At 59.4% G+C, this 13272-nt stretch carries 6 protein-coding genes and 10 pseudogenes; 6 read left to right on the forward strand and 10 right to left on the reverse strand.

The genetic code is table 11. The features are described 5' to 3' along the window. The first annotated feature begins 14 nt into the window (after window positions 1-14). Window positions 15-80, forward strand: a complete 66-nt coding sequence (locus EIO60_RS17260; RefSeq protein WP_508278745.1) for a YohO family small membrane protein — start codon at window positions 15-17, stop codon at window positions 78-80. Here the strand turns inward: EIO60_RS17260 and EIO60_RS16535 are convergent. From EIO60_RS16535 to EIO60_RS16545, 4 pseudogenes are all read right to left on the reverse strand, one after another. Next, window positions 61-730 (reverse strand): annotated as a pseudogene (locus EIO60_RS16535) (ABC transporter permease). The gene EIO60_RS17260 and the pseudogene EIO60_RS16535 overlap by 20 nt on opposite strands. Further along, a pseudogene (locus EIO60_RS16540) lies at window positions 690-1205 on the reverse strand (ATP-binding cassette domain-containing protein); the annotation flags it as partial. The pseudogenes EIO60_RS16535 and EIO60_RS16540, both read right to left, overlap by 41 nt. After that, window positions 1192-1794: pseudogene (locus EIO60_RS04980) on the reverse strand (ABC transporter permease); the annotation flags it as partial. The pseudogenes EIO60_RS04980 and EIO60_RS16540, both read right to left, overlap by 14 nt. 72 nt (window positions 1795-1866) lie before the next feature. Next, a pseudogene (locus tag EIO60_RS16545) lies at window positions 1867-2717 on the reverse strand (glycine betaine ABC transporter substrate-binding protein). A 210-nt stretch (window positions 2718-2927) separates the two neighbouring features. Here EIO60_RS16545 and EIO60_RS05000 point away from each other — a divergent pair. Beyond that, window positions 2928-3365 (forward strand): annotated as a pseudogene (locus tag EIO60_RS05000) (MFS transporter); the annotation flags it as partial. A gap of 288 nt (window positions 3366-3653) precedes the next feature. On the opposite strand, the gene idi reads toward EIO60_RS05000, so the two are convergent. The 3 genes and pseudogenes from idi to EIO60_RS05015 form a co-directional block, all read right to left on the reverse strand. Beyond that, window positions 3654-4181: an isopentenyl-diphosphate Delta-isomerase gene (gene idi, locus EIO60_RS05005; protein ID WP_258576089.1), complete on the reverse strand. Its 528-nt coding sequence runs from the start codon at window positions 4179-4181 to the stop codon at window positions 3654-3656. After that, window positions 4079-5026 (reverse strand): annotated as a pseudogene (pbpG, locus tag EIO60_RS05010) (D-alanyl-D-alanine endopeptidase). The gene idi and the pseudogene pbpG overlap by 103 nt, the downstream one beginning before the upstream one ends. Before the next feature lies 1 nt (window position 5027). Then, entirely contained in the window at window positions 5028-5615 is a 588-nt protein-coding gene (locus EIO60_RS05015; RefSeq protein ID WP_258576090.1) for a Yip1 family protein, read from the reverse strand. A gap of 209 nt (window positions 5616-5824) precedes the next feature. Between EIO60_RS05015 and EIO60_RS05020 the strand changes: the two genes are divergently transcribed. Further along, window positions 5825-6400 carry a DedA family protein gene (locus EIO60_RS05020; protein WP_258576289.1) on the forward strand — a complete coding sequence of 192 codons (576 nt, stop codon included), beginning with the start codon at window positions 5825-5827 and terminating at the stop codon, window positions 6398-6400. On the opposite strand, the pseudogene EIO60_RS05025 reads toward EIO60_RS05020, so the two are convergent. Further along, window positions 6397-7174 (reverse strand): annotated as a pseudogene (locus EIO60_RS05025) (SDR family oxidoreductase). The gene EIO60_RS05020 and the pseudogene EIO60_RS05025 sit on opposite strands and share 4 nt — an antisense overlap. A 119-nt stretch (window positions 7175-7293) precedes the next feature. Here EIO60_RS05025 and EIO60_RS16095 point away from each other — a divergent pair. After that, a pseudogene (locus EIO60_RS16095) lies at window positions 7294-8838 on the forward strand (glycoside hydrolase family 15 protein). Between the two features lie 177 nt (window positions 8839-9015). Further along, a complete protein-coding gene (locus EIO60_RS05045; protein WP_258576093.1) occupies window positions 9016-10032 on the forward strand; it encodes a L,D-transpeptidase family protein in 1017 nt (338 codons plus the stop codon). A gap of 630 nt (window positions 10033-10662) precedes the next feature. Here the strand turns inward: EIO60_RS05045 and EIO60_RS16100 are convergent. Beyond that, the gene (locus EIO60_RS16100) at window positions 10663-11064 is read right to left on the reverse strand and encodes an MBL fold metallo-hydrolase (protein ID WP_309484695.1); all 402 of its coding nucleotides are present in this window, start codon (window positions 11062-11064) and stop codon (window positions 10663-10665) included. Window positions 11065-11420: 356 nt separating this feature from the next. Between EIO60_RS16100 and EIO60_RS05055 the strand changes: the two are divergent. Continuing rightward, window positions 11421-12174: pseudogene (locus EIO60_RS05055) on the forward strand (LysR substrate-binding domain-containing protein). Window positions 12175-12281: 107 nt separating this feature from the next. Here the strand turns inward: EIO60_RS05055 and EIO60_RS05060 are convergent. After that, window positions 12282-13186 (reverse strand): annotated as a pseudogene (locus tag EIO60_RS05060) (CorA family divalent cation transporter). Between the last annotated feature and the right edge of the window lie 86 nt (window positions 13187-13272).

The following is a 13272-nucleotide window of genomic DNA, read 5'->3' on the forward strand; positions in this document are numbered from 1 at the left end:
CGCTGTTTTTCATTATGGCCGTCGGCGGTACGGGCGGACTGATGCTAGTCGGTTATACCCTTATTCTCCACTCGCGCTAAGCAAGCGCTGCAGGCGCTCGCAGACGATTGCCAGCAGCGCCCCTTGGATCACATAGGCGGTATTAAAGCCGCTCAGGAAGATAGTCACCGGCGAACCGAGGCTTTCCGCGCCGACGGTCGAGGCGATCGCCGCTGTGCCGATATTAACGATCACCGAGATGCGCACGCCAGCCAAGATCACCGGCGCCGCCAGAGCCAGCTCTATCTGTCACAGGCGCTGCCACGCGCTCATGCCGACACCGTCCGCAATTTCCCGACTGCTGGCGGACACGCCGTCCAGCCCCGCCAGCGTGCCCTGTAGCACCGGCAGGCTGTAGAGCACCAGCGCGACCCACCGCCGGCCAGACGCCGAACCCCATCACCGGCACCGCAATCGCCAGCACCGGCGGCACCGTCTGCCCGGCGGCGACTAGCGTCTCCACCAGCGGGCGAAAGCGTCGACCTGCGCGGCACGTCACCAGCACGCCACCGCCCACGCCCAGCGCCAGCTGCCAGAAGCTCTCCTGCTGGTGAAGCGGCCGCACCAGCTCGGGAAACCAACGCGCGAACAGCGACGCGCTGTAGGGCAAGCCGGTCAGCAGCGCCGCGAAGAGCGCGATTAACCACATCAGCGGATCGCGTAACCGGATCGAGGGCGCCGAACGGCTCATCCATCAGCAACACCTCGGGATCGGCGGCCAGCGCCCGCACCGCGCCGACGCGCTGCTGTTGGCCGCCGGAGAGCTGATGCGGCAGGCGTCGCGCCAGCGACGCGTCCAGCCCGAGCAGCGCCAGCAGCTCCTCGACTCGCGCGCGGATGCGCGCCTTCGGCCAGCCGAGCAGTGCCGGCACGATGGCGATGTTCTTTTCCACCGTCCAGTGGGGAAACAGGCCGATGGACTGAATGGCGTAGCCCATACGGCGACGCAGATCGCGCGCGTCAAGCTGGCGAATCGACTCGCCGGCGAACAGGATCTCGCCCTCGTCGCACTCCACCAGCCGGTTGATCGTCTTCAGCGTGGTGGACTTGCCGGAGCCAGAGGTGCCGAGCAGCACGCTGAACTCGCCCTTGTCGATATGCAGCGTCACGTCGCGCACCGCCGCCTTGCCGGAAAAGTGCTTGCTGACGCCGTTAAAGTGAATCATGGGTTCTCTCCCGCAGGGAAATCAGCAGGCGGAACAGCGCGTCGATCGCCACCGCCAGCGCAATCACCGGGATCACGCCAAGCAGCACCAGATCGAGCGCGCTGCTGAGCAGTCCCTGGAAAATAATGGCACCGAAGCCGCCTGCGCCGATCAGCGCGGCGATCACCGCCATGCCCAGCGTCTGCACCACCACCACGCACAGCCCGGCGAGCCAGACCGGCAGCGCCAGCGGCACCTCCACTGCAAAAAAGCGCTGCGGCGCGCTCATGCCCATGCCGCGCGAGCTTTCGCGCACATCGCGCGGCACCTACTGCAGACCAGCCACCACGCTACGCACCAGCGGCAGCAGCGCATAGAGCGTCAGGGCGATCAGCGCCGGGGAGATGAAGCTGATGCCCCACACGCCCAGCCAGGGAAAGGTGGACGCCAGCCCGGCCAGCGGCGCGATCAGCAGGCCGAACAGCGCCACGGAGGGTACGGTCTGAATCACGTTCAGCACGATGAAGACGCCGCTCTGCCACGCAGGACAGCGATAGAGCACAATGCCGAGCGGCAGCCCGATCAGCAGCGTGCCGCAGAGCAGCGACAGCAGCGCCACCGGCTGGCGGCGCGCCGGTAGCATCGCCTCCCGCAACAGGCCCATCGCTTACAGCAACTTCTGCTACTGCAGCCAGTCGCGCGCGACGCTGCTGGCGTCCTGGCCGTCAACGGCGATCTTCGCGTTAAGCTGCTGCAGGGTTTTCTCATCCAGCTTGCTGAACACCGGCTTCAGCCAGCTTTCGGCACCGCGGCGCAGATCACCGTCGTCGGCGCATAGATCGGCTGTACCCCTTTGGGATCGCTCAGCGTTTGTGGCCTAGCGCCGCCACCGGGCCGTCGGTGCCGTAGGCCATCGCCGCATTGATGGTGACCGCCGTGTCGCCGCCCGCCAGCGACAGCAGCTGGCTCTGCGTCAGCTTAAAGTCATAGGCTTTCAAACGCCGGCAGGGCGTCGCCACGCTTGATAAACTCTGCCGAGGCGGCCAGCTTGAAGGTGCCACCCTGTTTCAGGTAGCGGCTGAGATCCTCCAGCGAGCTGAGCTTGTTCTGCTGCGCCATATCCTGGCGTACGGCGATGCTCCAGGTGTTGTTGGCCGGTGCCGGCATCAGCCACACCAGCTGATTTTTCTCCGCATCGAGCTGCTTAACCTTCTTGTTTGTAGCCCTGCTGCGCGTTTTTCTACGCCGCATCCTTTTCGTCGTTAAAAAGAAGAAGGCGCCGTTGCCGGTGTACTCGGGGTAGATATCAAGCTCGCCAGCGGTGATGGTGCTGTGTACCACCTAGGTGGTGCCGAGCTGGATTTTGTTCACCGTTTTCACGCCGTGCTTCTCCAGCACCTGCAGGATCACGTTGCCCATCAACGACCCTTCCGTATCAATTTTCGAGCCTACGCGCACGGGATCGGCGGCGTGCGCCGCGCCTGTTGCCAGCATCAGCGCTGCCGTCAGCGCCAGAAAACCAGACCTTGCCATGAGGTATTCCTTTATTTCGGTTATCGATGAGGTGCTTATAGAGGATAGACGCTCCTTTCTGCATCGCTTAACACATTGCCTGAGGCATGAAGTGGCGCGCCGTAACTTTTCATACCGTTATCAGCCTGCTTATAACACATAAAATAATTTACATCTAGACGTCTAGAAGGTAAGGCGTCTATTTTACTCATGATAATTACAAACAACATCATGATCGGTCTCACTTCTTCTTCCGCCCACGTGGCGTTGGCAGGGAACCCGCCCACCGGCGACCCCCAGCGCAGTGCGGAAGACGTTTCCCGCCTGATTAACGGCGGCACAGGGGCGCGCAACAACGGCGCATCGTGGTGGCAATTGCGCTGGGCGGCGTGTTTCTCGACGCCTAACCTTTCGGCGCCATCGTCGGCGCGCTGATCGGCGGCTATCTCACCGATAAAATCGGCCGCTACCGAGTCTTTATGGCGGATACGTTCTTCTTGGTGGCGGCGGCACTCGCCTGCGCCTTTGCGCCCAATGAGTATGTGCTGGGCGGCGCACGTTTCGTAATGGGGCTGGGGGGTCGGCATTGATCTGCCGGTGGCGATGACCTTTCTCGCCGAGTTCTCCCGCCTGCGCGGCTAGGGCAACAAGGCGGCCAGCGTAGAGATGTAGTGTCCCACCAGGTATGAGGCGATCAGCATCTCCTTACGCTGGGAGCCGTCGGGCTATGATGTGGACGCGGAAGATTTTGCCGGGCGTTAAAAGCGCGCCAGCACGTTAGAGCGGCGCCGAGCGCAACGCTAACGCCCCGGCCCGCGCGGAGGCGCAGCTCACCTCTGAGGTGCACCCGTACGGGCCAGCGCGTTACGCTGTCTGACAACGCCTCGTCGTTTCTCGCTGCGCTTCGGCCTCTTGCCTACAGGCAACACAGGGGTTGAAGGCGGGGGAGGACGCTATTCAGGCCGGCATACTCAACGCGTTCAGATAAGCGGATATGCGCGGGAAGGTGTAGAGAAACCAAGGCGTGAACTGCTGCGGCGCGTCAAGCATCGCGCGCTGGATGTCGCCGACGGAGAGATAGCGCCACGCGTCCGCCTCCTGGGGATTGGGTGTCGGCAGATCGTCGCTAACCGCGAAGTAGACGTGGCCATACTCATGCTCGGTCAACCCGTTGCTGAGCGGCAGGTTGTAGCTCAGCTCAAACACCGGCGTCAGCGACAGCCCCATCTCCTCCAGTAACCGACGTTCCGCCGCCTGCTGGGTTGGCTCCGCCGGATAAGGAAGGCCGCAGGTGGTGTTACTCCAGAGGCCGCCGCAGTGATATTTGTCGCGGGCGCGACGCTGCAGCAGCAGCTCGCCACGCGAATTAAACACGTAGACTGTTACCGCGCGATGCAGCAATCCCTTCTCATGCACTTCCAGCTTTTCCATTTTTTCGGTGGGACGATCAAGGTGGTCGACGAGAATAACTTCGATAGCAGACATGGGGATTCCTTAAGAGTAGTCTTAACTATTTCTGGCATCTGCTTTTTATACGCTAGCGCCGCAGCGGGTACCGGCGCGGCTTTGCCGGTTTCCAGCCAGTTGCGCAGGCGGTTGGCGTCGGTGAGGTGGGTATATTTGCCGAAGGCGTCCAGTACCACCAGCGCCACTGGCCAGTTGTTGATCAGGGTGCGCATCGCTAGGCAGTGGCCCGCTTCGTCGGTGTAGCCGGTTTTGGTCAACTGAATACGCCAGTCGTTTTCATAGACCAGATGGTTGGTGTTGCGGAACGGCAGCGCATAGCTGGGATGGGTAAAGACGGCGGTCTCTTCTTTAGTGGTGCTCAGCGTGCCCAGCAGCGGATAGTCGCGCGTGGCGCGCAGCAGCTTCACCAGATCTTCCTCGCTCGACACGTTGTGGATCGACAGCCCCGTCGGCTCGACATAGCGCGTATGGGTCATCCCCTGCGCGCGCTTTGGCATTCATGGCGCGGATAAAGGCCTCGTAGCCGCCGGGATAGTGGTGCCCGAAGATATCAGCGCCAGCATCATCATATTGCTGCGGCTGATTTCGCTGTTGAGCTTGACGTGGGAAAAGACGCCGCGCATCTCCGGGGTATGGCTGATATCTACTGAAATTCGCTCATCCAGCGGTTGCTTCGCATCCAGCGCCGCCATGACCGTCATCAGTTTGGTGATATAGGGGATGGGCCGCACACGATCGGGATGGCTGGAGAACAGCACCTTGCCGCTGCTGAGATCGACAATCATCGCGCTGCTGGAGGCGATTTGCGACTCGGCGACCGTGCCGCCAGGCCTAGCTATTGCGGCCTGGCTCAGGGCGCGCACGTTAAAAGAGTCGCGGTCCGTAGCCCCACAGCACCACCGTCAGCGCCAGCAGCACCTCAAACACCAGCACGCCGATCGCCAGCGTCGAGCCGGAGAAGCGCAGGCTCTCATCCCGGTCGATATTCAGAAACAGCGGAATGCCGATATAGAGCAGATAGCCGGTATAGACCAGCGCCAGCGCGCCGATCAGCACACAGAGCCAGACCAGCGGATAGAGCGCTACGATGCCGCTTAAAAACAGCGGCGTCGCCACATAGCCGGCGAATACAGTGCAGCGCTGCACTGAAGGACGCTGCGGATAGTCGCGCGCCATCCAGTGAATGGCGCGGCCCATTACCGCCACGCCACCTAAAATAATCAGGTAGAACAGGATGCCGAGCCCGATAGCGGTCAGCAGGTTAAGTTGCACGAGCTGCCCTTCGCCCAGATTCCAGCCCAGCTGCGTAGTGCCGATAAAGGAGCAGATCACCGGAATCGCCGCCATCAGCAGCACGTGGTGGGTGTAGTGGTGCGAAACGCTTTCGTTCTCTTGCTTGATATCGCGCATTTCCCGATCGGGATGCGCCATAAGACCCCAGACATGATTCATAGCGTCACCTCTCTGATGAGACAGGCTGCCGAGGCATTATGCATCTGACCAGCGCGGCAGCATCCTCTGAAGTATAAACGGCGCTGCTTGCTTTTGTAGCCAGCGCGCCGCTAATCGGGGAAAAATAGTGCGGTTGCCACCCGTTGACAGAAGGATTGGGCGAAGATGTATAGACTGTAAGAAACGCTGACAGGACAGAGAGCATGATTTTGCATATCGATATCAATGGATTAATAGAACAATACGGCTATCTGGCGCTGCTGATCGGCTGTATCGCCGAAGGTGAGACCTTTACGCTGCTGGGCGGCGTGGCGGCGCATGAGGGACAGCTGAATTTTATCGGCGTGGTGCTGGCGGCGATGGGCGGCGGCGTGATCGGTGACGAGTTGCTCTACTGGATCGGCCGCCGCTACGGCACGCGCATTTTGCGCAAGCTGCATAAACATCAGGACAAGGTGGTAAAGGCCAACCGGCGGATTCAGCGTCACCCCAGCCTGTTCGTTATTGGGGTGCGTTTTATGTACGGCTTTCGCCTGATTGGGCCGATCATTATCGGCGCCAGCCGCGTGAAGCCGCTGAAATTTCTGCTGCTGAATATCGTCGGCGCCGCGATCTGGGCGAAGATTTTCGTCGCCCTAGGCTACTTTGCCGGCGGCATGATTGCCCCCTGGCTGCAGAAGCTCGACCTGCACCTCAAGCATATCCTCTGGCTGGTCGCGGCGGTGGTCTTCGCCTTTGCGCTGCGCTGGGTGATCCGTCGCTGGCACACCCGGCGCGCCGGTTAGATGTCTTTCCCGCCGTAGAACTGCGGGTTGGCCAGCATAAAGCCGCCGTCAACGATAAAGGACTGGCCGGCGGTGTAGCTGGCCCACTCTGAGCGATCCAGGCCATCAGGCTGGCGATTTCCCGCACGTCGCCGGGGCGTTCCATCGGGATCTCCGGCGTTTTAATCTTCTGCGCGTCGCCGTCGCCCATATTGTTCATCGGCGTAGCGATAGCGCACGGTGCCACCGAATTCACCAGAATATTCTCTTTGATCAGGCTGATGGCCATCGATTTGGTCAGGCTGTCCATGGCATGCTTCGCCGCCGTGTAGGCAACGGCGTCGGGCAGCGGCGTGTGCTCATGCACCGAGGTGATATTGATGATGTGCCCGCCGTCGCCCTGCTCCACCATTTTTCGCGCGGCGATCTGGCCGCAGACGAAGGCGCCGTCGACGTCCACGCTGAACACCTTGTGCCACTCTTCGAACGGCGTGTCGAGAAAGGGCGATTTGACGTTGGCGCCCGCGTTATTCACCAGCGCGTCGGTGCGGCCGAGCCACGCGATCAGTTCGGAGAGCGAGCGGCCACCTTCCTGCGGGTCGGCAAGATCGAGGTGCGTAATTTCGGCGCGGCGCCCTTTTTCGCGCACCAGCCGCGCCGTCTCTTGCGCGCCCGCTTCGTCGGAACGCCAAGTGATGACGAGTAGCCCTGCTCCGCCAGCATCAGGGCGCTGGCGCGGCCAATGCTGGAGTCAGATGCGGTGACAATGACGACTTTGCTCTGTGGGGTGCTCATAGGGGTCTCCTCAGGATGTCAGGTCAGAGAAGTAATAGAAGCAATCCGCCGAACGCCAGGTCAGCCCCTGCTGCCGCTTTGTCTATAGTTAAGGCTACTTGCCCGCAACGGAGAAGAGGATGAGCACTATAAAACGCCCGATAGAGGATCACGGCATTATTGGCGATTTGCGCACCTGCGCGCTGGTGGCGAACGACGGCACCATTGACTATCTCTGCTGGCCGGAGCTGGACAGCCCGTCGATATTCTCTGCGCTGCTCGAAAGCGACGACGCGGGCCTCTTCTCGCTGGCGCCGGAGTGGCAGGATATGCGCCGCCAGCAGCTTTACTTGCCGGACACCAATATCCTGCAGACCCGCTGGCTGGGGGCGGAGGGCATCGCCGAGATCACTGACTATATGCCGATCTGCGACGATGAGAAAAAGATGCCGCGCCTGATCCGTCGGGTGAAGATGGTGCGCGGCAGCGCCTGGTTCAACATGCGTTGCGCGCCGCGCCATGACTATGCGCGCGCCGAGACCCAGGCCGCCGCCGCAGGCGACTTTGTCGCCTTCACCGCCCCGAACCAGCCCGCCCTGCGCCTCGCCGCCACCTTCGGCCTGCCGGAGGAGCTGGGCGGCGTGCGCAACTGGGACTATCGCGCCTCCTGGATCCGCGACGCCTCGTTCAGCATGTATACGCTGATGCGCCTCGGCTATGTCGACGAGGCGAAGCACTTTACCCGCTGGGTAGGCCGCTGCGTCGAGAACAGCCACCATGATGAGATGCGGCTGCAGGTCATATATCGCCTCGACAGCGGCACCGAACTGCACGAAGTCGAGCTGCTTAATCTCTCCGGCTATACCGACTCGCGGCCGGTACGCATCGGCAACGACGCCTGGCAGCAGACGCAGCTCGATATTTATGGCGAACTAATGTGATGGATACGATCTATCTGGCGAATAAATATGGCGAGGCGATTTCCGAGCGCGGCTGGCGGAACGTGTCGCAGATGATCGATATGGTGTGCGGCAACTGGAACCAGCCCGACGCCGGCATCTGGGAGATGCGTGGCGAGCCGGAGCATTTCCTCCATTCGCGCCTGATGTGCTAGGTGGCGCTCGCGATCGCGCGCTGCACCTCGGGGCATGAAGCGCTCGCTGCCTATGCCCCATTCCCGCTGGGACAGCGCGCGCAGTGAGATCCGCGCCGATATCTGGAATAACTTCTGGAATGAGGAGCGCGGCCATTTCGTCTCGACGCGTCACGGCAGCTACCTTGACACCTCGATGCTGATGATGCGCTTTGTCGACGCCACCGATCCGGAGTAGCTGGCGACGCTGGACGCCATCAAGCGCGAGCTGGTCAGAGACGGCATAGTGCGCCGCTACAATATCGACGAGACGGCCTGACCGGCTTGGAAGGTCGGCGCCTGCTCGTTCTGGTATGTCGAGTGTCTGGCGCGCGCCGGCCGCATCCACGAGGCGTACTTCGAATTTGAAAAGCTGCTGAGCTACGCCAATCCGCTGGGGCTCTACGCCGAGGAGTTTAACAGCCACGGCCGCACACTAGGCAATATGCCGCAGGCGCTGACGCACCTTGCGCTGATCAGCGCCGCCTTTTTTCTCAACCGCAAACTGAGCGGCGAAGTGACGATGTGGCAGCCCTGCTCGGCCGCCGCGTAGGGCTGGTGGTGGCCGATAACACAGTCCGTAACCTAAAGTCTGCAATGGCTGCTAAAATCCTGATTCACAACATCGAAACAATGCACATTATATATATAATGTGCAGCCGGTCAAGCCGACCGGCACGGATTCGATAAACTGACAAGCCTGCTAACAGGCCATAACGACTTGTAAAATATGAAAATGATTCGCGCGTTCGCTTCAATGGCCTTGACGCTGGCTGCATTCAGTCAGTCCGCCTTCGCTGTGGTTTACCCCTTACCAGCCGCCAACAGCCGTCTGGTTGGGCAAAATATTGAGATTACCGTCCCCCAGGATAACAAACTGCCGCTGGAAGCGTTTGCGGCGCAGTACCAGATGGGCCTTAGCAATATGCTGGAAGCCAATCCGGGCATGGATGTCTACCTGCCGCAGGCGCGCAAGCAGATGATTGTACCGCAGCAGCTGATCCTGCCTGACGCCCCGCGCGAAGGCATCGTGATCAATAGCGCGGAGATGCGTCTTTACTACTACCCGAAAGGCACTAAAACCGTGGTGGTGCTGCCGATCGGCATCGGCGAGTTAGGCAAAGATACGCCGATCCACTGGACCACGTCGGTACAGCGCAAAAAGGCTGGCCCGACCTGGACGCCGACCAAAGCGATGCACGCCGAATACGCGGCGCGCGGCGAGAATCTGCCGGAGGTGTTCCCCGCCGGTCCGGATAACCCTATGGGTCTCTACGCGCTCTATATCGGCCGTCTCTATGCGATTCACGGCACCAACGCCAACTTCGGCATCGGCCTGCGCGTGAGCCACGGTTGCGTGCGTCTGCGCACCGACGACATTAAGTGGCTGTTCGAGAACGTGCCGGTCGGCACGCGTGTGCAGTTTATCGATCAGCCGGTGAAAGCGACAGTAGAGCCGGACGGCTCGCGCTATATCGAGGTGCACAACCCGCTCTCCACCACCAAAGAGCAGTTCAACTCGCGTGAAGTGGTGCCGATCACTCTGACCTCTGCGGTGACCAAAGTGATCAACGACGCCAGCGTCAGCCAGGATCAGGTTAACGCCGCGATCCAGAGCCGCACGGGCATGCCGACCAAGGTTAACTGCGTGGCGAGCGGCGTGCAGACCGCACCGGCCGAGGTGCCGGAAGCGCCGGGCGCACAGCCGCAAGAACAGCCGATGACGCCGCAAGGCGCTAACCTCTAACGTTGTCAACCCGAACGCGGTGCCGCAGGCGCAGCCAGCTGCACCCGCTGTGGTCAATAATCCTTCGTAAGAAGGGGGAGCTGTTGGTTGTTAAAAAGCCCGCTGATGCGGGCTTTTTGGGTTGGGCAGAGAAGGGGTTGAGGCTGGGCGTAAAGAAGGCCTGGCGGCCTCTGGCATTGCACGCCTCTGATTTGGCTATCTTAATGAAAGCGTAAGTCAGGAAAGAAGCGCGGACGTTTGATGACAGAGACCGGCTTTGCGTGGGGTGCGAAGGCTGTTTTCATCAAGCTGTACTGGCCATTAAAGAGCTGAACAACATCAATATAATTAATGACAATCGTGGCGCTCAGCAAGTTAATCGATACGGAACAGGGCGCATATCTGTCACTCAACCCTGCTTTCTCAGACGGAGACAATACGATATTCGCTGTCAGACAGTTGAATACGGGCAAAGCCAGTTTGGTCAAAGTGCAACCCTGCAATGATTAGTCTTTCATCCACGGCCTGCTGCAGCGCTTTTTCTCTTATTTCTTCAGCCTGAGCTGGATGGACGTCAAATATGACGGATACAGCCGGATGCGCTGACTGAATATGTGGAAAATGAACGATATCTCCCCAAATTAACAGTCTTTACTCATTTGAATGAATATGAAACCCGCTATGACCTGGCGTATGGCCCGGCAGCCAGACAGAGCGAATGCCGTGCGCGATCGCCTTCTCGTCAATAAAACGCACCTTTGCTGCATAGGCATTTAAGACCTGACGAACCAGTATGATATTGCGTTTGCCGCGCTCGTTGGCGCTATGCTGTTTTTCATCATTCAGCCAGTGTTGAATTTCAAACGGATGAAGGCGAAGCTCAGGCTTTTTGTAGACAGGTTCCCCATTTTCATCCAGCAAGCCGCCAATATGATCGGGATGACCGTACGTCAATAATATCGTGTCGATATCATCAGAGCAGATGCCGAGCATCTCAAGTTTTTCCCGTAGCTGCCCGCCTACGTTATTGTGCCCACCCGCGCCAGCATCCACCAAAATAATCCACGAATGAGATAACAGTTGATATGGATATATGCCCATACCTCTCAATCCCGGCGCTGCGCTAAATACGCTCAGCCTCGGCGGCCTGAATGCCCGACAGTAAATCAAGCGGGGCTTCCATTGTGCCGTCACTCAGCGCGATAACCTGATAACCGCCGATCTGAAGGAAGGAAAAATAGCAGATTGCATAAACACCTCATAGAAATTGCGAACGACCAACATCTCGCCTAATGAAGTTTCATCATGCTAAGCAATATATTTCCCTGTTAAAATCGATATTATTTCACTGCTTAGTGATATTTTATCACAGCGGTAGATGTCCTGCATATACATTTGAGGCCACGATGATGCCCATAAAAATTCCCAGTAGCCGCTCCCTGCTGGCCTTTGCAGCCGCAGCAAATCACGATAATTTTGCCCGCGCTGCGCAGGCGTTGTCGCTGACCGAGGGGGCCAAGAGATACGCAATCAATCATGGGCATACCGGAAGGCAGCAAGAATCTGGATATTGCAGCTCTGCCGACTTTTCGTGCCGCTGGCTGATTCCCCACCTTGCCAGCTTTTATGCTCAACCCCCTGATATCACAGTGAACGTTGCCGCCAGAACCGATCCTTTTATTCTCACCGGCAGTGGTTTTGACGCTGTGGTACATATTGATCATCCGGCATGGGCAGGTATGTATACTCTGTTTCTTTTCCAGGACACGCTACTACCCGAATGCCATCCAGCGCTGCTTAAGAACAAAGAAAATAATGTACAGCTGAACGAACTGCCGCGAATTCACCGTCGCCAGAATCCGCAGGCATGAACACTATGCGCAAAAAATCGGAATCGAACTTGATAACCCGGCGCAGGGAGTCCGCTATGATCTTCATGAAATGTCTATCGCCGCAGCGCTATCAGGACAAGGCGTCGCCATGGTGCCGCGCATGTATGTCGAAAGGGAGTTGAATAGCGGAGAGCTTGTTGCCCCCTGGCCTGAGGCTGGATCACTCAGCAAAAGGTTTTATTTAGTTAAACCGACCGAAACAGGCATGAATGAAGTGGCGCTGCACGCTTTCGAGTGCTGGCTACTGGCGGAAATCAACCAGGCAACATAATCTCGCCGGGTCTTACAGGCTGTTATTCTTATCTGTCCCGGCGTTGTCAGAACCCGCCCATGCCAGAGCTTATCCCGCACCGCCAGCTGCTTACCTCATCCCCTTCCCTACTTCTTCGGCCTTCTCAGCGCCAGCCCGTCCGCCGCGCAGGTAAAGGCGAGCACCATCAGCACCAGTATCAAAAAGCCGTGCGCGTTGCCCGCCAGCGGAACGCCGCCTACGTTCATACCGAAAAAGCCGGCGACGATATTAATCGGCAGCGCCAGCACGGTAATCACGGTCAGCAGAAACAGCGTGCAGTTACTCTGCTCCATCAGGCGCGCGGCGATCTCCTCCTGCAGCAGCCGAATACGCTCCATCAGGCTGGCGAGATCGTTGAGCACCACGCTGAACTCCTCCGTGAAGGCGCACAGCGTATCGCGATCGAGCCAAGCAGGCGGACGGTTGAGCAGGCGAAACAGCGTCGACGGCGAGGCTGGTGCGCCGCACCACCTGCTCCAGCTGGCGCTCCTGCTCGCCCAGCAGACTCAGCAGCATCTCTTCAGCGTTAACAAAGGCGCACGAAGGAATGCGCTTCTGTATACGCTCGATCATTCCCACCTGCCGGTAGCGCGCGCTGATCAGCAGCTGACGACGGCACTAGATCCAGAGCGTGGCGTTCTGCGCACTGCGCTCCTCCTGCGAAAAGGTCACGTCGTTCAGTACCGCTATCAGCGCTTCGCCCAGCTCTGCCAGACGGGTGCGCGACGAGGCGGAACCGATCTCTTCGAAAAAGTCGTCATCGACCTGAAAGTGGCTCTGAACCCAGTGCCGGGCGCGGGCGTTGTTGAGGTTGATATGCAGCCAGAGAAACTCGCCGTCGCGCAGCGGTTGTTCCCCTGTCTGCACCGCCTCGCGCGCGTTTGAGGCGGCGCGGCGGCGCATCCGGCGCAATCAGATAGCCATAGATCAGTCCCGCCACCTCGTCATCGAAGTCGGGTTTGGGCGGTAAAAGTAAGGGCTCGGGATGCATCTCGCCATCAGAATGAAAGTCAGGCCAAATCAACAGCCTGATACAAATGGGTGACAGTTAAATGACAGGGCCACAGGCTGACTTCA

Source organism: Candidatus Pantoea persica (genome assembly GCF_013753875.1).
Lineage (GTDB): Bacteria > Pseudomonadota > Gammaproteobacteria > Enterobacterales > Enterobacteriaceae > Pantoea > Pantoea persica.

What these genes read in the sequence shown, in the direction of transcription:
- idi (WP_258576089.1), bottom strand. Translation starts at nt 4,181, where the DNA reads ATGTCTGCTATCGAAGTTATTCTCGTCGACCACCTTGATCGTCCCACC.
- EIO60_RS05015 (WP_258576090.1), bottom strand. Translation starts at nt 5,615, where the DNA reads ATGAATCATGTCTGGGGTCTTATGGCGCATCCCGATCGGGAAATGCGC.
- EIO60_RS05045 (WP_258576093.1), top strand. Translation starts at nt 9,016, where the DNA reads ATGAAAATGATTCGCGCGTTCGCTTCAATGGCCTTGACGCTGGCTGCA.